Source organism: Zobellella iuensis (assembly GCF_016746085.1).
Taxonomy (GTDB): Bacteria; Pseudomonadota; Gammaproteobacteria; order Enterobacterales; family Aeromonadaceae; genus Oceanimonas; species Oceanimonas iuensis.
The window spans coordinates 1-23,594 of the sequence record NZ_JAERTZ010000036.1 but is presented as its reverse complement, the minus strand read 5'-3'; the positions used below and the strand labels follow the sequence as shown (position 1 = coordinate 23,594).

Annotated in this window: 24 protein-coding genes, 1 rRNA gene, 1 pseudogene and 1 riboswitch; of the genes and pseudogenes, 7 read left to right on the top strand and 19 right to left on the bottom strand. The window is 59.7% G+C overall.

Annotated features, from left to right (window positions below):
• Positions 1–63 precede the first annotated feature (63 nt).
• The 15 genes and pseudogenes from JKV55_RS20045 to JKV55_RS19265 all read right to left on the bottom strand — a co-directional run.
• Positions 64–141, bottom strand: a pseudogene (locus JKV55_RS20045) (bacterioferritin); the annotation flags it as partial.
• A 68-nt stretch (positions 142–209) separates the two neighbouring features.
• Positions 210–401, bottom strand: a complete 192-nt coding sequence (locus JKV55_RS19330) for a bacterioferritin-associated ferredoxin (RefSeq protein ID WP_202088777.1) — start codon at positions 399–401, stop codon at positions 210–212.
• 82 nt (positions 402–483) lie between these two features.
• Positions 484–2,184, bottom strand: coding sequence for a SulP family inorganic anion transporter (locus JKV55_RS19325; RefSeq protein WP_202088775.1), 1,701 nt, complete (start codon positions 2,182–2,184; stop codon positions 484–486).
• A 3-nt stretch (positions 2,185–2,187) separates the two neighbouring features.
• Positions 2,188–2,613, bottom strand: a complete 426-nt coding sequence (locus JKV55_RS19320) for a protein tyrosine phosphatase family protein (protein ID WP_202088773.1) — start codon at positions 2,611–2,613, stop codon at positions 2,188–2,190.
• A 152-nt stretch (positions 2,614–2,765) separates the two neighbouring features.
• Positions 2,766–3,950, bottom strand: coding sequence for an elongation factor Tu (gene tuf / locus JKV55_RS19315; RefSeq protein WP_202088771.1), 1,185 nt, complete (start codon positions 3,948–3,950; stop codon positions 2,766–2,768).
• A gap of 63 nt (positions 3,951–4,013) precedes the next feature.
• On the bottom strand, positions 4,014–6,113 hold the full coding sequence (gene fusA, locus JKV55_RS19310; RefSeq protein WP_202088769.1) for an elongation factor G: 2,100 nt from the start codon (positions 6,111–6,113) through the stop codon (positions 4,014–4,016).
• Between the two features lie 76 nt (positions 6,114–6,189).
• The gene (gene rpsG / locus JKV55_RS19305) at positions 6,190–6,660 is read right to left on the bottom strand and encodes a 30S ribosomal protein S7 (protein WP_106731075.1); all 471 of its coding nucleotides are present in this window, start codon (positions 6,658–6,660) and stop codon (positions 6,190–6,192) included.
• 81 nt (positions 6,661–6,741) lie between these two features.
• Positions 6,742–7,116 (bottom strand): 30S ribosomal protein S12, encoded by a 375-nt coding sequence (gene rpsL, locus JKV55_RS19300; protein WP_202088767.1) that lies wholly within the window; start codon positions 7,114–7,116, stop codon positions 6,742–6,744.
• A gap of 134 nt (positions 7,117–7,250) precedes the next feature.
• Complete coding sequence (gene tusB, locus JKV55_RS19295; RefSeq protein WP_202088765.1) at positions 7,251–7,535, bottom strand: sulfurtransferase complex subunit TusB; 285 nt, start codon at positions 7,533–7,535, stop codon at positions 7,251–7,253.
• A gap of 7 nt (positions 7,536–7,542) precedes the next feature.
• Positions 7,543–7,899: a sulfurtransferase complex subunit TusC gene (tusC, locus tag JKV55_RS19290; RefSeq protein ID WP_202088763.1), complete on the bottom strand. Its 357-nt coding sequence runs from the start codon at positions 7,897–7,899 to the stop codon at positions 7,543–7,545.
• Positions 7,899–8,300 carry a sulfurtransferase complex subunit TusD gene (tusD, locus tag JKV55_RS19285; protein WP_202088761.1) on the bottom strand — a complete coding sequence of 134 codons (402 nt, stop codon included), beginning with the start codon at positions 8,298–8,300 and terminating at the stop codon, positions 7,899–7,901. The genes tusC and tusD overlap by 1 nt, the downstream gene beginning before the upstream one ends.
• A gap of 47 nt (positions 8,301–8,347) precedes the next feature.
• Positions 8,348–8,731: a RidA family protein gene (locus JKV55_RS19280; protein WP_202088759.1), complete on the bottom strand. Its 384-nt coding sequence runs from the start codon at positions 8,729–8,731 to the stop codon at positions 8,348–8,350.
• A 12-nt stretch (positions 8,732–8,743) separates the two neighbouring features.
• Entirely contained in the window at positions 8,744–9,463 is a 720-nt protein-coding gene (locus tag JKV55_RS19275) for a helix-turn-helix transcriptional regulator (RefSeq protein WP_202088757.1), read from the bottom strand.
• Between the two features lie 112 nt (positions 9,464–9,575).
• Positions 9,576–10,070, bottom strand: a complete 495-nt coding sequence (gene ilvN, locus JKV55_RS19270) for an acetolactate synthase small subunit (protein ID WP_202088755.1) — start codon at positions 10,068–10,070, stop codon at positions 9,576–9,578.
• On the bottom strand, positions 10,070–11,788 hold the full coding sequence (locus JKV55_RS19265) for an acetolactate synthase 3 large subunit (RefSeq protein ID WP_202088753.1): 1,719 nt from the start codon (positions 11,786–11,788) through the stop codon (positions 10,070–10,072). The genes ilvN and JKV55_RS19265 overlap by 1 nt, the downstream gene beginning before the upstream one ends.
• Before the next feature lie 803 nt (positions 11,789–12,591).
• Between JKV55_RS19265 and leuA the strand changes: the two genes are divergently transcribed.
• Genes leuA through leuD form a run of 4 tightly spaced genes read left to right on the top strand, consistent with a single transcriptional unit; the run spans position 12,592 to position 17,267 of the window.
• Positions 12,592–14,157 carry a 2-isopropylmalate synthase gene (gene leuA, locus JKV55_RS19260; RefSeq protein WP_202088750.1) on the top strand — a complete coding sequence of 522 codons (1,566 nt, stop codon included), beginning with the start codon at positions 12,592–12,594 and terminating at the stop codon, positions 14,155–14,157.
• Between the two features lie 2 nt (positions 14,158–14,159).
• On the top strand, positions 14,160–15,260 hold the full coding sequence (leuB, locus tag JKV55_RS19255) for a 3-isopropylmalate dehydrogenase (protein ID WP_202088947.1): 1,101 nt from the start codon (positions 14,160–14,162) through the stop codon (positions 15,258–15,260).
• Positions 15,260–16,657, top strand: coding sequence for a 3-isopropylmalate dehydratase large subunit (gene leuC / locus JKV55_RS19250; protein WP_202088748.1), 1,398 nt, complete (start codon positions 15,260–15,262; stop codon positions 16,655–16,657). The genes leuB and leuC overlap by 1 nt, the downstream gene beginning before the upstream one ends.
• Before the next feature lie 10 nt (positions 16,658–16,667).
• Positions 16,668–17,267: a 3-isopropylmalate dehydratase small subunit gene (gene leuD, locus JKV55_RS19245; protein WP_202088746.1), complete on the top strand. Its 600-nt coding sequence runs from the start codon at positions 16,668–16,670 to the stop codon at positions 17,265–17,267.
• A 32-nt stretch (positions 17,268–17,299) separates the two neighbouring features.
• On the opposite strand, the gene JKV55_RS19240 is transcribed toward leuD, so the two are convergent.
• Both JKV55_RS19240 and JKV55_RS19235 read right to left on the bottom strand, forming a co-directional pair.
• Entirely contained in the window at positions 17,300–17,725 is a 426-nt protein-coding gene (locus JKV55_RS19240) for an acyl-CoA thioesterase (RefSeq protein WP_202088745.1), read from the bottom strand.
• A 75-nt stretch (positions 17,726–17,800) separates the two neighbouring features.
• Positions 17,801–18,091 (bottom strand): PilZ domain-containing protein, encoded by a 291-nt coding sequence (locus JKV55_RS19235; RefSeq protein ID WP_202088742.1) that lies wholly within the window; start codon positions 18,089–18,091, stop codon positions 17,801–17,803.
• 56 nt (positions 18,092–18,147) lie between these two features.
• Positions 18,148–18,238: riboswitch (TPP riboswitch) on the top strand.
• A 24-nt stretch (positions 18,239–18,262) separates the two neighbouring features.
• On the opposite strand from JKV55_RS19235, the gene thiB reads away from it, so the two are divergent.
• Genes thiB through thiQ form a run of 3 tightly spaced genes read left to right on the top strand, consistent with a single transcriptional unit; the run spans position 18,263 to position 21,526 of the window.
• On the top strand, positions 18,263–19,246 hold the full coding sequence (thiB, locus tag JKV55_RS19230; RefSeq protein WP_202088740.1) for a thiamine ABC transporter substrate binding subunit: 984 nt from the start codon (positions 18,263–18,265) through the stop codon (positions 19,244–19,246).
• Positions 19,246–20,847 carry a thiamine/thiamine pyrophosphate ABC transporter permease gene (gene thiP / locus JKV55_RS19225; RefSeq protein WP_202088738.1) on the top strand — a complete coding sequence of 534 codons (1,602 nt, stop codon included), beginning with the start codon at positions 19,246–19,248 and terminating at the stop codon, positions 20,845–20,847. The genes thiB and thiP overlap by 1 nt, the downstream gene beginning before the upstream one ends.
• The gene (thiQ, locus tag JKV55_RS19220) at positions 20,831–21,526 is read left to right on the top strand and encodes a thiamine ABC transporter ATP-binding protein (protein ID WP_202088736.1); all 696 of its coding nucleotides are present in this window, start codon (positions 20,831–20,833) and stop codon (positions 21,524–21,526) included. Before thiP ends, thiQ begins: the two co-directional genes overlap by 17 nt.
• Here the strand turns inward: thiQ and JKV55_RS19215 are convergent.
• Positions 21,523–22,902, bottom strand: a complete 1,380-nt coding sequence (locus JKV55_RS19215) for a PhoH family protein (protein WP_202088734.1) — start codon at positions 22,900–22,902, stop codon at positions 21,523–21,525. The genes thiQ and JKV55_RS19215 overlap by 4 nt on opposite strands.
• A 373-nt stretch (positions 22,903–23,275) precedes the next feature.
• Positions 23,276–23,390: ribosomal RNA gene (rrf, locus tag JKV55_RS19210) — 5S ribosomal RNA — on the bottom strand.
• Between the last annotated feature and the right edge of the window lie 204 nt (positions 23,391–23,594).

The following is a 23,594-nucleotide window of genomic DNA, read 5'->3' as shown; positions in this document are numbered from 1 at the left end:
CTAAACAATAAAAAGCCCCGCACAGGACTTTTGCTTGTGGTCCGGAAAACTGTTGCCAGATCAGAAAGGCTGATTGATGGCAACCGGTACGTTGCCCAGCACCTTGTTGAGGTGGGAAATGATCTTGGGATCCCCTTTCATCGAACCGGACTCCTGTCGGCGGAAAGTCCTCTACAGGCAGTTCAGGGGATAAAATTGATAACGCGGGATCAGGCGACTTCGTAGTAGAGCGGGGTCTTGGCGTTCTCTTCGGCCAGTATGGCCATGGCCACCGGGATACACTTGCCACACTGGGAACCCACGCCCAGCTCACGCTTCAGCTGTTTGAACTCGCTGTTACCTTCGGCAATGGCCTGCTTAAGCTGACGCTCGGTAATGCCTTTGCACAGACACACATACATAAAAGAAATCCTCCGCCTCGACAGAACAAATCTAAATGATAGTGGTTATCAATGCAAGCCGTCCTTGCCAAAAAAAAACCGCTCAGATCACATATTCAGGCTGGGTCGTCAGCCCGTTCCAGGCCTGATACATGGTCAAGAACACTTGACCGTGCAGGCTGTCGAGCAAGCTGCTCTGCTGCAGTCGGTCCATCACAGGCCCCTTGACCTCGGCCAAGTGGAAGCCGATTCCGGCCAGTTGCAGCCGAGCGTTGATCATCAGCAGGCTATCCAACGCCGAGGCATCGATGCGGTTAATCGCGCTGCATTGCAGCACCAGGTGCCGCACTTCGGGTCTGACACTCACCAGGGTGGCGACGATGTCTTCCAACTGACCGGCGTTGGCGAAATACAGACTTTCATCCACCCGCAGGCAGAGCAGGCTCTTGTCCAGCTCCACCCGGTGACGCAGCCGGTTGCGGAAATGCTCGGTACCGGCGATAAGGCCGACCTCGGCCCAGTGCGGCTTGTAGCTGTGGTAGAGGTGCAGCAACAGGGAAGCGGCGATACCGGCCAGCAGCCCCAGCTCCACATTTACCACCAGGGTGACCAGGAAGGTCAGGGCGAGGGCGACAAAGTCGGTTCGGGAGTAACGCCAAGTGTGGTGGAACTGGCGCCAATCCAATAGCCCCAGCACGGCGACCACTATGGTGGCGGCCAGTACCGCCTTGGGCAAGGCACTGAGCCAGGGCGCGAACCAGAGCCCCGCCAGGCCGATGCCGACGGCGGTATAGATGCCGGCCGCCGGGGTCTGGGCGCCGGCGTCGAAGTTGACTACGGAACGAGCGAAGCCACCGGTAACCGGCATGCCACCGGACAGGCCTGCGGCGATGTTGGCGACGCCCAAGCCGATCAGTTCCTGGTTGGCGGAGATGCGCTGGCGCCGCTTGGCCGCCAGCGTCTGCCCCACCGAGACCGACTCCACAAAGCCCACCAGAGCCAACAGCAACGACGGCAGTAGCAGCGCCCGCCAGGGCAAGGCAGACCACCGCGGCCAGCTCCAGGCGGGCAACCCCGCCGGTACTTCCCCCACCAGAGCAACGCCCAGAGTCTCCAGATCGAGTGCCCGCGACAGCAGTATAGCGACAACCACCAACAGCGCCGGAGACAGCCGTACCAGCGCAGTGGACACCGCCTTGCCGACCCCCAGGCGCAACAGCATGGCCTGCAACCGGTAACGAGCCCAGAGCAGCATGAGCAGGCTGACGGCGGAAATCGCCAGGGTGGCCAGGGTGAGGGCATCCCGCTGCGTGAGCAGTGTTGCCAGGGCCATCAGCTGATGGCCCTCCAGCCTCACCCCCAGCAAAGGGCCGAGCTGGCTGAGGGTGATCAGCAGGGCCGAGGCACTGATAAAGCCCGACATCACCGGATGGCTGATAAAGTGCGCGACAAAGCCCAGCCGCAACAGGCCGAACAGCAACAGCCAGCCGCCGCTCATCAAGGCCAGTGCCAGGGCGCCATTCAGGTAGTGAACTCCTTCGAGTTGCAGTTGCCCCAGGGTAGAGGCCGTCATCAGCGACAGCACCGCCACCGGCCCGACCGAGAGGGTGCGGCTCGAGCCGAACAGGCCATAGGCTACCAGCGGCAGTATGCTGGCATAGAGCCCCACTTCCGGCGGTACCCCCGCCAACAGGGCATAAGCCAGGGACTGGGGGATCAGCATCAAGGTCACGATCAGCGCCGCCCCCACATCCTGGGCCAGGGTGGCCCTGTCGTAGTGACGGCACCAGTCGAGCAATGGCACGACTCAGCCCTTGAAGCGGGCGTCGAACAAGGGGGCCATAGGTGACAGGTCGTAACCGGCCCGGGCGGCGGCGGCGACCAGCTCTGCCGATGTCTGCCGGGTGGACTGAGCCAGGGCCCAGAGGGTGATGGAGCGGGTACCGCTGCGGCAGAAGGCCAACACCGGCTGCTCGGTCGCAGCCATGGCCAGGTCGAAGGCCATGACGGCCTCCGGGGTGAAGTTGCCGGAGCTGATGGGAATCCAGTGCCAGTCGAACCCCTGCTCCCGCGCCCTGGCCGCCAGCGTTTCGGCCCCGGGTTGCCCGTCCACTTCGCCGTCGGGCCTGTTGCAGATCAGGGTTCCGAATCCCTGGGCCTTCAGCAGGGGCAGATCGGCCTCGGTCAGCTGATCCGCAACGGCGAAGGAGGGGTTAACCTGCCTGATGTCCATATTGATCCTCGCTATAAAATGTCAATGGCGTTGAAAGATAGCCGAAGTCGAGGGATAACATTAAATTAGAATATTCTAATTATTTATTTTCATGCAAGCCCTAAAACGCAAAAAGGAGGCCGAAGCCTCCTTTTTAGCGCGGATCAGATCAATTACTTGACGATCTTGGCTACCACGCCGGCACCAACGGTGCGGCCGCCTTCACGGATGGCGAAGCGCAGGCCTTCTTCCATCGCGATGGGAGCAATCAGGCTGACTACCATCTTGATGTTGTCGCCAGGCATAACCATTTCAACGCCTTCCGGCAGTTCGATGGTACCGGTCACGTCAGTAGTACGGAAGTAGAACTGGGGACGGTAGCCTTTGAAGAACGGGGTGTGACGACCGCCTTCTTCCTTGGACAGCACGTATACTTCGGATTCGAAGTCGGTGTGCGGCTTGATGGAGCCGGGCTTGGCCAGCACCTGACCACGCTCAACGTCTTCACGCTTGGTGCCACGCAGCAGAACGCCCACGTTCTCACCGGCACGGCCTTCGTCCAGCAGTTTGCGGAACATTTCAACGCCGGTACAAGTGGTCTTGGTGGTGGTCTTGATACCCACGATTTCCACTTCTTCACCCACTTTCACGATACCGCGCTCAACACGGCCGGTGACCACGGTACCACGACCCTGGATGGAGAACACGTCTTCGATCGGCATCAGGAAGGCACCGTCGATGGCACGCTCGGGCTCGGGGATGTAGGTATCCAGAGCGTTGGCCAGTTCCAGGATTTTCTCTTCCCACTGAGCATCGCCTTCCAGGCCTTTCAGGGCAGAACCCTGAATAACCGGAATGTCGTCGCCCGGGAAGTCGTACTCGGACAGCAGCTCGCGCACTTCCATTTCGACCAGCTCGAGCAGCTCTTCATCGTCAACCATGTCGCACTTGTTCATGAACACAACGATGTAAGGTACGCCTACCTGGCGGGCCAGCAGGATGTGCTCACGGGTTTGCGGCATGGGGCCGTCGGTGGCGGCAACAACCAGGATGGCACCATCCATCTGGGCGGCACCGGTGATCATGTTTTTCACATAGTCGGCGTGGCCAGGGCAGTCAACGTGAGCGTAGTGACGGATTTCGGTGTCGTACTCAACGTGAGAGGCGGCGATGGTGATACCGCGGGCTTTTTCTTCCGGAGCGTTGTCGATCTGATCGAACGCGCGGGCAGAACCGCCGAATTTCTTGGCCAGCACGTTGGTGATGGCAGCGGTCAGGGTGGTTTTACCGTGGTCAACGTGGCCGATGGTACCGACGTTTACGTGCGGTTTTTTACGTTCAAATTTTTCTTTAGACACGACCTAGTCCTTCCTAGTTTGATCCCACCCGCAACACGGGTGGGGAGTTAAAACGAAAATTAATTAACCTTTACGAGAAGCGATAACCGCTTCTGCCATGTTCGCAGGCACATCGGCGTACTTGGCAAACTCCATGGAGTAAGAAGCACGCCCCTGAGTCTGGGAACGCAGATCGGTGGCGTAGCCGAACATTTCGGACAACGGTACCAGGGCATTGATAATCTTGCCGGTAGGACCGTCTTCCATGCCTTCGATGATACCACGACGACGGTTAACGTCACCGATCACATCACCCATGTACTCTTCCGGCGTTTCTACTTCAACCTTCATCATCGGCTCAAGCAGCGCCGGGTTACACTTCATGAAACCGGCTTTGAACGCCATGGAGCCGGCGATCTTAAAGGCCATTTCAGAAGAGTCAACATCGTGGTAAGAACCGTCGTACAGCGTGATCTTGATGTCTTCAATCGGATAACCGGCCAGAACACCCTGCTTCATCTGCTCTTGAATGCCCTTGTCGACGGCGGGGATGTATTCCTTCGGAATCACACCACCGACCACGGCGTTCTCGAACTTGTAGCCGGTACCGGCTTCTTGCGGCTCGATCTTGATCCAGACGTGACCGAACTGACCACGACCACCGGACTGACGCACGAACTTGCCTTCCTGCTCCACGGAGCCACGAATGGTTTCACGGTAGGCTACCTGGGGCTTGCCCACGTTGGCTTCCACCTTGAACTCGCGGCGCATGCGGTCGACGATGATGTCCAGGTGCAGCTCACCCATACCGGCGATGATGGTCTGGCCGGATTCTTCGTCGGTCCATACGCGGAAAGAAGGATCTTCCTGCGCCAGGCGACCCAGGGCCATGCCCATTTTCTCCTGGTCGGCCTTGGTTCTCGGCTCCACGGCAACGGAGATAACCGGCTCGGGAAACTCCATCCGCTCGAGGATGATAGGCGCGTCCTGGGCACACAGGGTGTCACCGGTGGTCACGTCTTTCAGGCCGATGGCGGCGGCGATGTCACCGGCACGCACTTCCTTGATCTCTTCGCGCTTGTTGGCATGCATCTGTACGATACGACCAAAACGCTCGCGCTTGCCCTTGACGGAGTTCAGCACGGAGTCGCCGGAGTTGATCACACCGGAGTACACGCGGAAGAAGGTCAGGTTGCCCACGAAGGGGTCGGTCGCGATCTTGAACGCCAGTGCGGAGAAAGGCGCAGCATCGTCGGCCGGACGGGTATCCGGGGTCTCGCCGTCTTCTTTCACGCCGGCGATGGCATGAACTTCTACCGGTGAAGGCAGATATTCAACCACCACGTCCAGCATGGCCTGTACACCCTTGTTCTTGAACGCTGAGCCACAGGTCACCAGGATGACGTCGTTGTTCAGTACCCGTTGGCGCAGGGCTGACTTGATGTCTTCTTCCGTCAGCTCGCCCTCTTCCAGGTACTTGTCCATCAGCTCTTCGTTGGCTTCGGCAGCGGCTTCCACCAGATTCTGGCGCCACTCTTCGGCCAGCTCCTGCAACTCGGCGGGAATGTCTTCATAGACAAAGGTGGTACCGTTGTCTTCTTCACTCCAGTTAATGGCCTTCATCTTGATGAGGTCAATAACGCCTTTGAAGTTTTCTTCAGAACCGATCGGCAGCTGAACAGGCACGGCCACCCCTTTCAGGCGGCTCTTGATCTGTTCAACAACACGCAGGAAATTGGCACCGGTACGGTCCATCTTGTTGACGAACGCAATCCGCGGCACCTTGTACTTGTTGGCCTGGCGCCATACGGTTTCGGACTGAGGCTGAACACCACCCACCGCACAGTAAACCATGACGGCACCGTCGAGTACCCGCATGGAACGCTCAACTTCGATGGTGAAGTCCACGTGTCCAGGGGTGTCGATGATGTTGATACGATGCTGGGGAAACTGGTGCGCCATACCGTCCCAGAAACAGGTGGTAGCAGCGGAGGTAATGGTAATACCACGCTCTTGCTCCTGCTCCATCCAGTCCATGGTGGCGGCGCCATCATGAACTTCACCGATCTTATGGCTGACACCGGTATAGAACAGAACACGCTCGGTAGTAGTAGTTTTACCTGCGTCGATGTGAGCACTGATACCGATGTTACGATAGCGCTCAATTGGGGTTGTACGAGCCACAATAGTATCCTCTTGCTAAGGTCAGCTGTCCTTAGTCAGCAATCGAAGGGGCGCGGCCTTAACCGCGCCCACCCGATTACCAGCGATAGTGTGCGAACGCTTTGTTTGCTTCAGCCATACGGTGCACGTCTTCACGCTTCTTGACCGCAGAGCCTTTGTTTTCAGCGGCATCCAGCAACTCGCCGGCCAGACGCTGGGCCATAGATTTTTCACCACGCTTACGGGCGGCGTCTACCAACCAGCGCATGGCCAGGGCATTACGACGCACGGGGCGTACTTCAACCGGCACCTGGTAGGTAGAACCACCCACCCGGCGGGATTTAACTTCAACAGTAGGACGAACATTGTCCAGGGCCTCTTCGAACAGAGCCAGATGCTCTTTGCTGGTTTTGCCAGCAACGATGTCCAAAGCACCGTAAACAATCTTTTCAGAGGTAGATTTTTTACCGTCTACCATTACTACGTTTACGAATTTTGCCAGCAGTTCGGATCCGAACTTGGGATCCGGCAGGATTTTACGCTGGCCGATTACGCGACGTCTTGGCATTGCAAACTCTCCGTAACTTCAGGGATAACCCAAAACACAGGTTAAAAAATAAAATGTTTGGCCTTACTTAACGGAGAACCATTAAGCCTTGGGCTTCTTGGCGCCGTACTTGGAACGGCCTTGGCGACGGGCGGAAACACCAGAGGTGTCCAGTGCGCCACGCACGGTGTGATAACGCACACCAGGCAAATCTTTAACACGGCCACCGCGGATCAGCACCACGGAGTGCTCTTGCAGGTTGTGACCTTCACCACCGATGTAGGAGTTGACCTCGAAACCATTGGTCAGACGGACCCGGCACACCTTACGCAGTGCGGAGTTCGGCTTCTTCGGGGTGGTGGTGTATACGCGGGTACATACACCGCGTTTTTGCGGGCAAGCTTCCAGCGCCGGAACGTTGCTTTTGGCTACGTTCTGTTGGCGAGGCTTGCGTACCAGCTGGTTAATTGTTGCCATTAACAGCTCCTGAAAATGTCGTTCTACAGTTGTGAAAAATCTATCCCCGAAAGTGGGGACGCAAAATTCTATGTCCGCCTCGATTGTGAGTCAAGATTTATACAATTCTTGCCGGATGATTTCTGCCGGCGGCCTCACCAGGCCTGGGGGCTACCCCACTCCGCCACCAGTCCCACCAGTTCATCCATGGTGATCGACTCGCCCAGCACCGAGCTCAGCCCTCTTGCCTGCAGATCCTCCTGCAGCACATACAGGCAACCGCTATCGGACAACGCCTGTAACGGAGCCCGCCAGGCCGGCACCGCTGCGGCGATGACCGCATCCTGCCATAGCAATAACCGATCGCCCTCCTGCATATAGAACAGGGCCTGGGTTAAATCCCGGTGGCTGAAAGGGGAATGCTTTACCGTATGCAGCATGCTCACCTCAAAAGCTCAGGCGCACAGTGTAATCGGCAAGTCGCTGCTGCAACTCGGGCAATGACAACACCGTCGCCTCGATGGTTAGAGCCGCGTCGCTCAACCCGCGTTCCGCCAGCGACTCGGCACAGACGTATACCGCCTCGATATCATAAAGTTCGAGCAGACCGAAAGTCGGCGCGTAATGACGTCCCAGTACCACAGCGGGATCCTGCCCGTTCTGCAGCTGGTAGACGCCGTCACCGATAAAAAACACGGCGATGTCTTCACTCAGGGCCGAGGTAGCCAGCACCGCATCCAGCCCCTCCCGGCCAGAGGCCGAGCCGTGAGGCGGGGTACGAAACACAAAAGCAAGAGTGTTCATCAAAATTGCACCACCCGGTCGGCGCTTAAGGAAGCCTGAGCCAGCGCCCCCAGCCCGCTGAGGCGGAAAGGCGCCGCCACATTCCACTGTGCCAAGCCGGCCTGGAGCGAAGAGGTCTCGTCACTGAGCCCGCGCCGCAATGCCGCCGCCACGCAGAGATCCAGCGCCAGCCCCTGCTCCTCGGCCAGTTCGATCCAGGCCCGGTGCAGGTCGACTTCATCCCCCGCCGGCTGCACCAGCAGATTGCCGTTATGCACCCCGTCCTGATAGAAGAAAATGCTGTCGATAACATGCCCCTGCCGCAGCAGGGCCCGGGCGAAACGATAGGCGTCGGCGGCGGACTGGGTACCGTAGCAGGGCCCGGTGACCAGCAGGGCAAAATGGAGAGGGGTAAGGTTCATCTGTGCATCCGAAAGACGGGGCGATCGCGGACCGCCCCGGACAAGACTTATTCGACGTAGGCGACAGCCTCGACTTCGACCAGTACATCCTTGGGAAGACGGGCCACTTCCACGCAGGAGCGGGCCGGGGCACCGGCCACGAAGTAGCTGGCGTAGACTTCGTTGAAAGCCAGGAAGTTGTTCATGTCGGACAGGAAGCAGGTGGTCTTCAGCACGCTGGACGCATCGGCCCCGGCTTCGGCCAGCACGGCCATCAGGTTATCCATCACCTGCTTGGTCTGGGCTTCGATACCGCCCTCGACGATATCCATGGTCACCGGGTCGAGCGGGATCTGGCCGGAAGTGTAGACCATGTTGCCGATACGGGTGGCCTGAACATAGGGGCCGATGGCGGCAGGGGCTTTGTCGGTGGCGATTACGGTTTTAGTCATGGGTACTCCTGGTTAGGCGATGGGCTCTTCGTCATCGCGTTTTTTTTGCCGTATATAAAGATAGACGGTGTGTTTGGATATATTCAGTTTATCCGACACCATGGCGATGGCGTCCTTGATGTCGAAAATGCCTTTCTCATAAAGCGTGGTGACGATCTGCTTGTTCTTGGCGTTGTTGGCCACCTCCGGATCGGCATTGATTTCCTCTATGGTCCGTTCCACCGTCAGGGTTACCAGCTCTTCCACGTTGTTGCTGAAATTCTCCGGCGAGATTTCCGTCAACTCGGTCACCTTGGGCAAGAAATCGGCCATAAATTCATGAAAGGGCGCCCCCAGGTGCAGGTTGATGCACAGCAGGCCGATGATATCTCCCTGCAGGTTACGCAGTGCCAGCGTCGAGGATTTCATCGGCGAACCTTGCCGGCTTTGGGTAAAATACGCCGGGCTGTGGCTCAGTCCCTGCAGCTCCAGTTCAGGCAGCAGCCGCAGTGCCAGATCGGTGATAGGCGCGCCCTGGGTGCGGCCGGTATTGAAACCGTTGGCAATCTTGACCACCGAGCACTCCAAATCTTCCAGCGAGTGCAACACCACCTCACAGTGCTTGCCAAACATATCGGCCAGCCCATCCACCATGCCCGCATAACCGGCCAACAATTCTCGATCCTGCTGGCTGAATACTCGTTTGGTGGCACTTTTTTTGAGGGAACGCGCTGTCCCGGTTTCCGCTGGCATGTCTGGCTCCCTACCGGATGTCTCGCTCCGATTTTCAACCGATGATGCCAGATGTCAACTTTTTTTGAAGGACATAAAAAAACCGCCCGCAGGCGGTTTCCCTGTTTATCCTTCAGGCCCGCAGCGATTTTTCACCGCGGGACACGCCGCAAACGCCGCTACGCACCACTTCCACCACTTCGGTGGTGTCGCTCATATTGCGGATAAAGGCGTCCAGCTTGTCGCTGGTGCCCACCAGTTGCACCGTGTAGAGGTGAGGCGTCACATCGACGATCTGGCCGCGGAAGATATCGGCGGTACGCTTGACTTCGTCCCGATTGGCGCCGTCGGCCCGCACCTTGACCAGCACGATTTCCCGCTCGATATGATCGCCGTCGGTCAGGTCGCTCACCTTGAGCACATCCACCAGCTTGTTCAGCTGCTTGGTGATCTGCTCGATGACCCGATCGTCACCCATGGTGACTATGGTCATGCGTGACAGGGTGGGATCCTCGGTGGGCGCCACCGTCAGGGTCTCGATATTGTAAGCCCGCTGGGAGAACAACCCCACCACCCGGCTCAGGGCCCCGGATTCGTTCTCCAGCAACAAGGATATGATACGCCGCATCAGGTTCTCTCCGTTTTGCTTAACCACATTTCATCCATGGCGCCGGTCTTGATTTGCATGGGGTAGACATGCTCTTCCGGGTCGATCTGGATATCCATAAACACCAGCTTGTCGGTGAGGGAGAAGCATTGCTCCAGCGCCGCATCCAGCTCGGCCGGATCGGTCACCCGTATGCCCACATGGCCATAGGCCTCGGCCAGCTTGACGAAGTCGGGCAGGGAGTCCATGTAGGAGTGGCTCTGCCGCCCTTCATAGAACATCTTCTGCCATTGCTTCACCATGCCGAGGGCCTGGTTGTTCATGGAAATAATCTTCACCGGAATGTTGTACTGCATGCAGGTGGAGAGTTCCTGAATGTTCATCTGGATGGAGCCGTCACCGGTCACGCAGACGGAGATGGCATCCGGCCGCGCCATCTTGGCGCCCATGGCCGCCGGCAAGCCGAAGCCCATGGTGCCGAGGCCACCGGAGTTGATCCACTGGCGCGGCTTGTCGAAGGGATAGTAGAGGGCGGCGAACATCTGGTGCTGGCCCACGTCCGAACTGACCATGGCCTCGCCCTTGGTGATACGGTATACCGACTCGATCACCTGCTGGGGCTTGATGTACTTGTCGCTCTTTTCATAGCGCAAACACTGGCGGGCTCGCCATTGCTCGATCTGCGTCCACCAGTCGCTCATGGCCTGGCTGTCGGGCTTGAGTCCCAGCTCGCGGATGGCATCCAGCATCTGCGCCAGCACCGTATCGGCCGAGCCGACGATGGGGATATGGGCCTGAATGGTCTTGGAAATGGAAGTGGGATCCACGTCCACATGCACTATGGTGGCATGGGGGCAGAACTTGGCCACGTTGTTGGTCACCCGATCGTCGAAGCGGGCACCGATGGCCAGGATCAGATCCGAGTTATGCATGGTCTTGTTGGCTTCGTAAGTACCATGCATGCCGAGCATACCAACAAACTGCTTGTGGGTACCGGGCATGCTGCCGAGGCCCATCAGGGTATTGGTGACCGGCAGGTTGAACAGCTCGGCCAGCTGCACCACCAGGGCGCTGGCTTCGGCGGTGACGGCTCCACCGCCGACATACATGACCGGGCGCTTGGCTTCGGCCAGTGCCTTCATGGCCTTCTTGATCTGGCCTTTATGGCCGACTCCGGTCGGGTTGTAGGAGCGCATGTCCACCGAACTGGGGTAAGCGTAAGGATGCTTCTCCCTCGGATTCTGCACGTCTTTCGGCAGGTCGACCACCACCGGGCCGGGCCGGCCGGTCGCCGCTATGTAGTAGGCTTTCTTGATGGCCAACGGAATGTCGGTGGCCTTCTTGCACAGGAAGCTGTGTTTCACGATAGGCCGGGAAATACCTATCATGTCGGTTTCCTGGAAGGCATCATCACCGATGTAGTTGGTCGGCACCTGGCCGGACAGGATGACCATGGGGATGGAGTCCATGTAGGCGGTCGCAATGCCGGTGATGCAGTTGGTCGCTCCCGGGCCCGAGGTGACCAGCACGGTGCCGACCTTGCCGGTGGCGCGGGTATAACCATCGGCCATGTGCACGGCGGCCTGCTCATGGCGTACCAGCACGTGTTCAATTTTACTGTTTTCGAATAAGGCGTCATAGATATCAAGTACTGAGCCTCCGGGGTAACCGAAGATATGTTCGATCCCCTGGTCTTCCAGCGCTCGCACTACCATTTCCGCGCCTGATAACATCTCCATGATAAGCCCTCCAGGCTCTGCTCCGTTCACGTTACCGCTCTCCCCTATCGATATTTACAGCCTGGCCCGGCCGGGATATCACAATATGACAAAGCGAGCAGCTTTTTATCTTTATAAAACAATCACTTCTGCCAGATAGGCTACAAATAAGCAGAAAAGGGATGAAAAATCACCTTAACCTGCTTTAAATCGCTTGTCTACGGCTTTATACAAAGCTTGGGCCGAGCCGGCTGGCAGTACCTTTATAGCATATTCCGCACGGGTAAAAGGGGGCCAGTTTCGGCCTGACAGGCAGACCACCGCCGCTCCCGCCCCCCATACTTCCGGCACGCCTCCCGCTACTAGAATACAGCACCGGCACCACCCGCCAACGCCGGTGCTGCGATCATAAAGGTCACTACCATAAAAAAATCGACACAAGGCAATCATTGGTTTAGTCGAAACAACACCAAAAAAAAAGACTAAAAACTCAAAGTTAAATTAAAAAACAACATATACAACCACAAAAAACACTGTAGCAAGCCATTAAAACCACCAATACCCCACTGTGAAAGCACTTCAAAACATTGACACTGCGGCAGATTCCCGTTATTGATATAGCGTTGTTAACGGATTCTTCTTTCGGTGATGAGTGATATGCAAAAGCACATTCAGCTACTACTACTAACTCTAGAGGTGCACAAGCGCACGGGTTGGGCGTAGCTGGAATTCATCATCCACATATTTCAAGTTAAAACCCGTGCCATCCGCACGGGTTTTTTATATCTGTCGCGGGCGGCACGGATCAACAGAGGGGAAGCGACATGTCGAGCCAAGTCATTATATTCGATACCACCTTGCGGGACGGCGAACAGGCGCTTTCCGCCAGCCTGACGGTCAAGGAAAAACTGCAGATCGCCCTGGCCCTCGAGCGTCTCGGGGTGGACGTGATGGAAGTGGGCTTCCCCATATCCTCTCCCGGTGACTTCGAGTCGGTGCAGACCATCGCCCGCCATATCAAGAACAGCCGGGTCTGCGCCCTGTCCCGCGCCCTCAAGGCCGACATCGACGCCGCCGGTGAAGCCCTGCGGGTGGCGGATCAGTTCCGTATCCACACCTTTATCTCCACTTCCGACATCCATGTGCAGAGCAAGCTGCGCAAGGATTTCGACTCGGTGGTGGAAATGAGTGTCGCCGCGGTCAAGCACGCTCGTGGCTATACGGACGATGTAGAGTTTTCCTGTGAAGACGCCGGCCGCACCCCCATCGACAACCTGTGCCGCATGGTCGAGGCCGTCATCAAGGCCGGCGCCCGCACCGTCAATATTCCCGACACCGTGGGCTACACCGTACCCAGCGAGTTCGGCGGCATTATCAAAACCCTGTTTGAACGGGTGCCCAACATTCATCAGGCGGTGATTTCCGTGCACTGCCACGACGACCTCGGCATGTCGGTGGCCAACTCCATCGCCGCGGTGCAGCAGGGCGCGCGCCAGATCGAGTGCACCATCAACGGCATCGGCGAGCGGGCCGGCAACTGCTCGCTGGAAGAAGTGGCCATGGTCATGAAGACCCGGGGCGAACTGCTCGGGGTGCACACCAACATCAAGCACCAGGAGATCTACCGGACCAGCCAGCTGGTGCGCAACCTGTGCAACATGCCGGTACAGCCCAACAAGGCCATCGTCGGCGCCAACGCCTTCGCCCACTCCTCCGGCATCCATCAGGACGGGGTACTGAAGAACAAGAACACCTACGAGATCATCACCCCCGAGAGCATAGGTCTGCCCACCAACCACCTCAACCTGACTTCCCGCTCCGGCCGCCACGTGATCAAGCACCGCATGAGCGAGATGGGCTATACCGAGCAGGACTACGATCTCGACAGCCTGTACCAGAGCTTCCTCGCCCTGGCGGATCGCAAGGGCCGGGTGTTCGACTACGACCTCGAGGCGCTGGTGTTCTTCAGCCAGATCCACGAAGAGCCGGAGCAGTTCAAGCTCAAGTACCTGAGCGTGCAGTCCGGCAGCAACGTGATGTCCACCGCCAGCGTACGCATGCTGGTGGGTGGCGACACCGTCGACGAGGCCGCCGTCGGCAACGGCCCGGTGGACGCGGTGTACCAGTGCATCAATCGCGTCACCGGCTACGATATCCGCATCGACAAGTACGAGCTCAAGAGCAAGGGCGAAGGCAAAGACGCCCTCGGCCAGGTGGATATCGTCGCCGAATACAAGGGCCGCAAGTTCCACGGCATGGGCCTGGCCACCGATATCGTCGAGTCCTCCGCCCAGGCGCTGGTGCATGTGATCAACAGCATCTACCGGGCCGAGCAGGTGGCCGAGAAGAAAGAAGAAATCCAAAAGAAAATTCGTATGGAGACAGTGTGAGTATGAGTGCAAGCTACAAGGTCGCCGTCTTGCCGGGCGACGGCATCGGCCCCGAAGTGATGGCGCAAGCCCTCAAGGTGCTGGACAAGGTGCAGGCCGAGTTCGGCTTCAGCCTGGAACTGGCCCACCATGACGTGGGCGGCATCGCCATCGACAACCACGGCACTCCGCTGCCGGCGACGACCCTGGCCGGCTGTGAAACCGCCGACGCCATCCTGTTCGGCTCGGTCGGCGGCCCCAAGTGGGAAAAACTGCCCCCCAACGAGCAGCCCGAGCGTGGTGCCCTGCTGCCCCTGCGCGGCCACTTCAAGCTGTTCTGCAATATGCGTCCCGCCAAGATCTACCAGGGCCTGGAAGGCTTCTCCCCGCTGCGCGCCGACATCAGCGCCCGCGGCTTCGATATTCTCTGTATGCGCGAGCTGACCGGCGGTATCTACTTCGGCCAGCCCAAGGGCCGGGAAGGCTCTGGCCCCGAGGAGAAGGCGTTCGACACCGAGGTCTATCACCGCTATGAGATCGAGCGTATCGCCCGGCTGGCGTTCGAGGCGGCCCGCGGCCGTCGCGGCCTGGTCACCTCGGTAGACAAGGCCAACGTGTTGCAGGCCTCCATCCTGTGGCGGGAAGTGGTGATCGAAGTGGCCAAGGATTACCCGGACGTGGCCCTGAACCACATCTACATCGACAACGCCACCATGCAACTGATCAAGGATCCGTCCCAGTTCGACGTGCTGCTGTGCTCCAACCTGTTCGGCGACATCATCTCCGACGAGATGGCGATGATCACCGGCTCCATGGGCCTGCTGCCTTCTGTCAGCCTGAACGACAAGGGCTTTGGCCTGTACGAGCCGGCCGGCGGCACCGCCCCGGATATCGCCGGCAAGAATATCGCCAACCCCATCGCCCAGATCCTCTCGGCCGCCCTGATGCTGCGTTACAGCTTCAAACAGGAGGACGCCGCCCAGGCCATCGAGCGGGCCGTGAGCGAAACCCTGGCCACCGGCTACTTCACCGGTGATCTTTACAGTGCCGCTGCCGAACATCCGGTACAGAGCACCAGTCAAATGGGTGAGCAGATAGTCGCGCGCATCAGGAGAGCAAACTAATGGCCAAGACCCTCTATCAGAAAGTGTTCGACGCCCACCTGGTGCGCGATGAAGCCGGCGAAACCCCGCTGCTTTATATCGACCGCCACCTGGTGCACGAAGTTACCTCGCCCCAGGCCTTCGACGGCCTGCGCGAAAAGGGCCGCCAGCTGCGCCGCCCGGACCGCACCTGGGCGACCATGGATCACAACGTCTCCACCCAGACCAACGACATCGCCGCCTCCGGCGAGATGGCCCGCATTCAGATGGAAACCCTGGCCAAGAACTGCGAAGAGTTCGGCGTCCCCCTCTATGACCTGCACCACAAGTACCAGGGCATAGTGCACGTGATCGGCCCCGAACTGGGCCTGACCCTGCCCGGCACTACCATCGTCTGCGGCGACTCCCACACCGCCACCCACGGCGCCTTCGGTGCCCTGGCCTTCGGTATCGGCACCTCCGAGGTGGAGCACGTCATGGCCACCCAGACCCTGAAGCAGGGCCGGGCCAAAACCATGAAAATCCAGGTCAACGGCGCGCTCAAGCCGGGCATCAGCGCCAAGGACGTGGTGCTGGCCATCATCGGCAAGGTCGGCCACGCCGGCGGCACCGGCTATGTGGTGGAATTCTGCGGCTCCGTGATCGAATCCCTGTCGATGGAAGCGCGTATGACCATCTGCAACATGGCCATCGAGCTCGGCGCCAAGGCCGGCCTGGTGGCCCCGGACCAGACCACCTTCGACTACCTCAAGGGCAAGCCCTTCGCGCCCGAGGGCGAGCGGTGGGAAGCGGCGGTCGCCTACTGGCGGACGCTGAAATCCGACGCGGACGCCGTCTTCGACGCCGTGGTCGAGCTGGATGGCGCCGCCATCGCGCCCCAGGTGACCTGGGGCACCAACCCGGGCCAGGTGATGCCGGTGGATGGCACCATTCCCTCCCCGGACGATTTCGCGGATCCCATCGAACGCCAATCCGCCGCCAAGGCCCTGCAGTACATGGATATTCAGGCCGGTGGCAAGTTGACCGACGTACAAATCGACAAGGTGTTTATCGGCTCCTGCACCAACAGCCGCATCGAGGATCTGCGCGCCGCCGCCGCCGTGGCCCTTGGCCGCAAGGTGGCCGCCGGGGTACAGGCGCTGGTGGTCCCCGGCTCCCAGCAGGTGAAGGCCCAGGCCGAAGCGGAAGGGTTGGACCGGATCTTTATCGAAGCGGGCTTCGAGTGGCGCCTGCCCGGTTGCTCCATGTGCCTGGCCATGAACAACGACCGGCTGGAGCCGGGCGAGCGTTGTGCCGCCACCAGCAACCGCAACTTCGAAGGCCGCCAGGGCCGCGGTGGCCGCACCCATCTGGTGAGCCCGGCCATGGCCGCCGCCGCCGCCGTGTTCGGTCACTTCGTCGACATCCGGGATTTATAAGGGGAAAACCATGAGCGGATTCAAGCAATTAACCGGTATCGCCGCCCCCCTGGACGCGGCCAACGTAGACACCGACCAGATCATCCCCAAACAGTTCCTGCAGAAGGTGACCCGGTCCGGCTTCGGCAAGCACCTGTTCCACGACTCGCGGTTTCTGGATGACGCCGGCGAGCAGCCCAACCCCGAGTTCGTGCTCAACCAGACGCCCTACGACCAGGCGGTGATCCTGCTGGCCCGGGAAAACTTCGGTTGCGGCTCCAGCCGCGAGCACGCCCCCTGGGCCCTGGCCGACTTCGGCCTCAAGGCCATCATAGCGCCGAGCTTCGCCGACATCTTCTACGGCAACGCCATCAACAACGGTATGGTGCCGGTGCGGCTGAACGAAGAGCAGGTGGAAGCCCTGTTCCAGTACGTGAACAGCCGCAAGGGTGCCGAGATCACCGTGGATCTGGAAGCCCAGCAGGTGCGCGCCGGCGAACTCGCTTTTCCCTTCGAGATCGACGAGTTCCGCCGCTACTGCCTGCTCAACGGCCTGGACAATATCGGCCTGACCCTGCAACACGCGGATCAGATCGACACCTACGAGGCCAGGCAGCCGAACTGGCTGTAATCACCCCGACGCCGGCGCAAGCCGGCGTTGTCTTATCCCTCCAGCTGCAGCACCCGCTGCTTCAGCGCCTCGCCGAGCGGCGCCTTGCGCCCGGTCCCGAAATCCACCATCACCACCCGCGCCGTGCCTTCGGTGGTCACAGCCCCCTGGGCCTGGCTGACGAGCCGGTACTCCATGGTAAAGCCGTGCTCGTCCAGCTCGCTGACCCTAGCCTCGGCCTTCAGGGTGTCGGGAAAGGTCACCGGCCGGCGATAGCGGGCGGAGGTTTCCGCCAGCACCGGCCCCACGCCCGCCGTACTCAGCACATCCAGCATGCCGATACGGCGCAGGTACTCGATGCGCACCGTTTCGAAGTAACGGAAATAGACCACGTTGTTGACGTGGTTGAGCGCGTCCATTTCGCCCCAGGCGACGGGGATCTCGATGCTGACCGGAAAACGGGCTTCGTCCTTGGACATGATGATGTCTCCTGAATGAGTTTAGAGTTTTTAACCTAACCACAATTCAGGAAACATTCAACTAACATCCGGCGGTCAATGGACTTCGCTCAGCACCAGGGCCACCTGGTCCGTCTGCTCCCCCACGTCCACCCGGATCACCCTGGCGGTGGCGGTCAGGGGCGCCACGCCGGCGTCGGGCGAGGGCAGCACCAGCCGCCATTCCTGCCCGACCTGGCACTTGCCGGCGGCAACCTCCATCAAAAGCCCCTCGGCACTGAGGTTGCGGCAGATCCCTTCCACCCTTACCTGGGTGGTGGCCAGGATCACCCTGGCGTCCAGTTGCATACGGCTGTACAGCCGTTGTTCTTCATGGGCGGGTAGCATAGGCCTTCTTCCTTATAGCACTGGTTTAGCAAAACGAATGGTCCTACAATAGCGGCCATTCTCGAACGGGGTGCGGCCAGCCGCTGAGATCATACTCGTGCACCTGATCCGGGTCGTGCCGGCGTAGGGATTTGAGCACTCGGCCTTACCCTATCCACAAGGAGTGGCCCTGTGAAAAAAGCCCTGATTGCCCTGTCTCTGTTCGCCGCCGGCCAGGTCGTGGCGCAAACCCCGACCCTGACCATCTATACCTATAGCTCATTTGCGTCCGATTGGGGCCCTGGACCGGCCATCAAGCAATCTTTCGAGGCGGAATGCGGCTGCAATCTCGAGTTCGTGGCCCTGGACGATGGGGTGTCCATCCTCAACCGGCTGCGACTCGAAGGTGCCCACACCAAGGCCGACATCGTGCTGGGGCTGGACAACAACCTGCTGCAGGCCGCCAAGGACACCGGGTTGCTGGCCGAGCACGACCAGTCCCTCGAGGGGCTGAAGGTGCCCGGCGGCTGGAGCGACTCCGTCTTCCTGCCCTTCGACTACGGCTACTTCGCCTTTATCTACGATGCCGAGCGTCTCGCCAATCCCCCCACCAGCTTCGCCGAACTGCTGGAACGCCCCGAGCTGACCCTGCTGTACCAGGATCCGCGTACCAGCACCCCGGGCCAGGGCCTGATGCTGTGGGTACAGAAGATCTATGGCGACCAGGCCCCCGGGGTCTGGCAGAACCTGGCCCAACGCACCGTGTCCGTCACCAAAGGCTGGAGCGAGTCCTACGGCATGTTCCTCAAGGGCGAGGCGGATCTGGTGCTGTCCTATACCACTTCCCCCGCCTACCACATAGAAGCGGAGCAGAAGACCCAGTACCGGGCCGCCGGCTTCGAGGAAGGCCACTACCTGCAGGTGGAAGTGGCCGCCAGGCTCAATACCAGCCAGCAGCCCGAACTGGCCGGGCGCTTCCTGCAGTTTATGGTGGGACCCGGCTTCCAGCAGCACATCCCCGCTGGCAACTGGATGTACCCGGTGATCGATGTCGAGCTGCCCGCCGGCTTCAATTCCCTGATCACGCCCGCACAGGCACTCAGCTTCAGCGCCGAGTACGTCGCCGAGCAACGCCAGGGTTGGCTGCGCCAGTGGCTGGGCGCCGTGACCCGCTGATGCCGAACCGGTACTGGTGGCTGCCGGGCTGTCTCAGCCTGCTCGGCATACTGCTGCTGACCGCGGGGCCCATAGGGGCCCTGCTGCTGCAGAGTGGCCAGACGTCCCCGGGGCAGGTGTTCGCGGATCCTTATCTGCGCCATGTCATCTGGTTCAGCTTCTACCAGGCCTTGCTGTCCACCCTGCTCAGCCTGCTGCTGGCCATTCCCCTGGCCCAGACCCTGTCCCGCCGTCATTTCCCGGGGCGAACCCTGCTGTTGCGCCTGTTCGGGCTGTCGCTGGTGTTGCCGGTGATCCTGGTGGTGTTCGGCATCGTCGCCGTCCATGGCCGCCAGGGCTGGGTCAACCAGCTGCTCGGGCTGTTCGGGCTGGAGTCCGTCAGCTACCTCTACGGCCTGCCCGGCATACTGCTGGCTCATGTGTTCTTCAATATGCCCCTGGCGGCCCGGATCCTGCTGCAGGCCATCGACAGCATTCCCCAGAGCCAGTGGCGGATGGCCAGCCAGCTCGACTTCAACGGCTGGCAGCTGTTCCGTTGGCTGGAATGGCCGGTCATGCGCGGCGCCCTGCCCGCGCTGGCCAGCATGATCTTCATGCTCTGCTTCACCAGCTTTGCCACCGTGATGGCACTGGGTGGCGGGCCCAGGTCCACCACCCTGGAGGTGGCCATCTATCAGGCCCTGCGTTTCGACTTCGACCTGCCCCTGGCGGGCATGCTGGCTCTGCTGCAATTGTTGTTCTGCAGCGGCTTCCTGCTGCTGCAGTACTGGCTGACCAGGCCGGCACTCCATTCACCGGAACGGCACTTCCTCTCCGCCCGGCCGGACCGGAACAAGAGAGGCGTCTACTTCTGGGATCTGCTGGTACTGAGCCTCTGCCTCGGTCTCTTTCTGCCGCCCCTGCTGGCCATCATCGTCAGCGGCCTCAACCCCAGCCTGTGGACGGCTCTGAGTTCTTCACTGCTGTGGCGGGCCACGGCCAGTTCCCTGCTTATCGCCGGTGGCGCCGGCCTGCTGTCGGTGTTGCTCACCCTGGGCCTGCTGAGCAGCAGCCGTCATCTCAGGCTGAGACGGCATAACAAGATGGGAGCGGCGCTGATGGAAGCCACCGGCTCGGTGATACTGGTGCTGCCGGCGGTGGTGCTCTCCACCGGACTCTTTATCCTGCTGCGGGGCCTGGCCGATGTCTTTACCCTGGGCCCCTTGTTGGTGTTGCTGGTCAATGCCCTGATGGCGCTGCCCTATGGGCTGCGTGCCCTGCAGCAGCCCATGGAGCGGAATGCCCGCCAGTACGACCGTCTCTGTGCCAGCCTCGATATAGGGGGGCTGAACCGGCTCCGACAGCTGGAGTGGCCCCTGCTGCGCAAACCGGCCGCTCTGGCCCTGGCACTGGCGATAATGCTGTCGCTGGGCGATCTCAGTGCCATCGCCATGTTCGGCAGCCAGCACCTGCAAACCCTGCCTTGGCTGCTGTACCAGCAGTTGGGCAATTACCAGATGACGGAAGCGGCGGCCACCTCGCTGATCCTGCTGTTGCTGAGCCTGGGACTTTTCATCCTGATCGAAGGTGTGCTGGGAGGCAAAGATGCTGGAACTCGATGAGCTACGCTCCCGCTATCCGGAGCAGGAGCTGTGTTTTTCTCTCCGGGCCGAGGCGGGTGAAATCACCGCCCTGATCGGACCCAGTGGCGCCGGCAAGTCGACCCTGCTGGCCATGGTGGCCGGCTTTGCCCGGGTCGACTCGGGGCAACTGCACCTCGACAATCGGGATCTGCTGCCCCTGGCGCCGGCCCAAAGGCCCATGACTACCCTGTTCCAGGACAACAACCTGTTCTGGCATATGACGGTCTACCAGAATATCGCCATCGGCCTGTCCCCCGCTCTGCGACTGACGGCGGCACAACGGGCGGAAGTAGAACAAGTTGCCCGGCAAGTGGGCATAGCGGCCCTGCTTCAGCGCAAGCCGGCGAGCCTGTCGGGGGGACAACAGCAGAGGGTGGGACTGGCAAGGTGCCTGGTGCGCCAGACCCCGGTACTCTTGCTGGATGAACCCTTTTCCGCCCTGGACCCGGCCCTGCGTTTCGAGCTGCTGGCTCTGTTGCGGGAACAGACCGACCGGCTCGGACTGACGGTGTTGCTGGTCACCCACCATCCGGATGAAGCGGCCAGGGTCGCCAATCGCATCGCTTTCGTTTACGACGGTCGTATCATAGAGCAGGGCGACAGGGGGCTGTTGTCAGCCCCCCATACCCAGGCGTTGCGGGATTATCTGGGTCGTTAGAGGTTTTCTTCGGCGAAGGAAGCCAACCGGCTACGGACCACGCCGTTGAGATAAATGTTGGCGCTGCCTTCAAAGTCCTTGAAGCGCTCCACTATGTAGGTGAGTCCGGAGGTCACCGGGGTAAGATAACTGGAATCGATCTGTGCCAGGTTGCCCGAGCACACCAGCTTAGTGCCCTCACCACAGCGGGTGATAATGGTCTTGAGCTGGGAAGCGGTCAGGTTCTGGCACTCGTCCAGCAGCACGAAAGTATTCTGGATACTGCGTCCGCGCATGAAGTTGACCGATTTGAACTGGATATTGGCCTTGCCCATGATGTAGCTGAGCGAGCCGTCCATGCATTCGTCCTGCTTGTGCAGTACCTCCAGGGTATCGGTGATGGCTCCCAGCCAGGGTGCCATTTTTTCCTCTTCGGTACCGGGGAGAAAACCGATGCTCTCGGCGATTTCAGGGGTATTGCGAGTGACTATGACCCTGTCGTAAATACCCTTCTCGATGGTCATCTCCAGGGCCGTGGCCATAGCCAACAGGGTCTTGCCGCAGCCGGCGGGGCCGGTCAGGATCACCAGATCGATCTGGGGATCCAGAAGGGCGTCCAGTGCCATCGCCTGATAGATGTTCTTGGGATGTATGCCCCAGGCCTTGCGACCCATCATCCGTTCACGCCCCAGATCGATAAACCTGACCTTGCCATCCGCCTTGGTAAGCACCCGGCCGGCAAAATCCTCGGTATCGTCGATCAGGTACTGGTTGATATGAGCCGAGGGCAAAAGCTCATCGGCAATGGTGTGGATCACTTCCCGCCCATGGGTCTCACTTTCACACTCGCCCACCTTGTCCCAGAAACTGTCTTCCACATGGTAAAAGCCCTTGGACAGCAGACGGATATCGTCAACCAGTTGATCAGAACGATAATCCTCCACATGTTGCAGCCCGGCCCCCTTGGCCTTGAGCCGCATATTGATGTCTTTAGTCACCAGCACCGCCATGCCCTCGGTGTGATGTTTCTGCAGATAGAGTGCGGTATTGATGATACGGTTGTCGGCCTCATCATCAGTAAACACCGCATAACCTTCCGGCAGGTGTCGGTCCGAAATAATGGCTATGGTGCCTGAGGCCTCGTCATCCTTCAGCCCCAGAGGCACACCGGCCAGGATTTGCTCCGGGGTCGCATCGTGGAAGATATCTTCCAAGGCTCGAATCGCTACCCGGGCATCACGGCTGACATCTTTTTGCCGGTCCTTGATGCGATCCAGCTCTTCGAGCACCGTCATGGGAATAACGACGTTGTGTTCCTTGAAGGAATAGATGGAGAGAGGTTCGTGCAGGAGTACGTTGGTATCCAGAATAAAGCGTTTACGGTCGTTGCCGTCCATAGGCATGCTCCTCGGGCCTGGCCCTTGTCGTGATCATTGCTCAGTTAAACCACCGCGTAATGACAGCTTTATTACACTTTAACGCTATGACGTTTTATAACTCTCGGCAAGTGATGGTTTATGATGACTATCATCGGTGAGGGTTAACTCACTAAATCATAAGGGCTACGACTAGGCCAGCATTTTTTTGTGATCTGAGACACAGCAAAGATCCATGAGGGAAGATGTGCTCAGACCGTCAAGATGGAATCCAAATGAAGCCAAATCATATCCGAAGCCGGAGCCAGCACTGGCTGCTGGAGAGCGGGGCGAATCAGCCCGGAACTGAAAAGCAAAAACCCCGATACACAGGTATCGGGGTTTTTAATTGGGTGCCTGGCAGTGACCTACTTTCACATGGCAGCTGCCACACTATCATCGGCGCGGGTGCGTTTCACTTCTGAGTTCGGCATGGAGTCAGGTGGGACCACAACGCTATCGCCGCCAGGCATAAACTTGAATCCGGAAAAGCTGACCGCCAGGGAGGGCGGGCATGCAGAAAATGCAGGAGCAATTTTCTGCCTGATGAATATCTCGTTCTCGACCTGCAAGCGCTCACACTTCTTGGGTGTTGTATGGTTAAGCCGCACGGGTCATTAGTACAGGTTAGCTCAACGCGTCACCGCGCTTACACACCCTGCCTATCTACGTCT